We start from the raw sequence: 511 nt of genomic DNA on the forward strand, positions 1-511 counted from the left end.
CATATTTTTACGTACCGCTACCGAATGAATTTTTGATTTAATCGTTCGCTCGTTATATTTAGATATAAATGAAGCCAGATACTTTTTTCTCTCCTCAGACTCAATCGATGGTGCACTTCTCGACATCCATTGGAAAAAGCGTTCTTTATTAATCGGTGGAATATCTGGCGTATCGGATTGTTCAGACCTTTTTTCCTGATCAGCCAAGACGGGTTGAGTAACCGAATGATTATCTTCCACAACCCTGTTTTTATCCACCATCAAGATATATTCACTGAGTTGACGAATTGTTTGTAATTCTGCGAAAAATTGCCGCACTGAAAGTTTTACACCAAATCGTTGATGGATCGGCTCTAACGCTTCGAATAACAAAAGTGATTCCGCCCCCAATTCAACCAATGGTATTTCTAGTTTTATCTCTTCTTTCGGTAAACCAAATGTCTCTGCAAAAATAGCGATTATTTCTCTCTGAATAATTTCAATATTACTCATATCAACCTCACTTTCCTCA

Annotated in this window: 1 protein-coding gene; it reads right to left on the reverse strand. The window is 37.4% G+C overall.

Annotation, left to right across the window (positions count from 1 at the left end; translation table 11 throughout):
• Nucleotides 1-492 (reverse strand): acyl carrier protein (locus SLS51_RS23255; RefSeq protein ID WP_323840843.1); only part of this gene is annotated, 492 nt, incomplete at its 3' end.
• Nucleotides 493-511 lie beyond the last annotated feature (19 nt).

It is taken from the genome of Photorhabdus africana (assembly GCF_035181445.1).
Taxonomy (GTDB): Bacteria; Pseudomonadota; Gammaproteobacteria; order Enterobacterales; family Enterobacteriaceae; genus Photorhabdus; species Photorhabdus laumondii.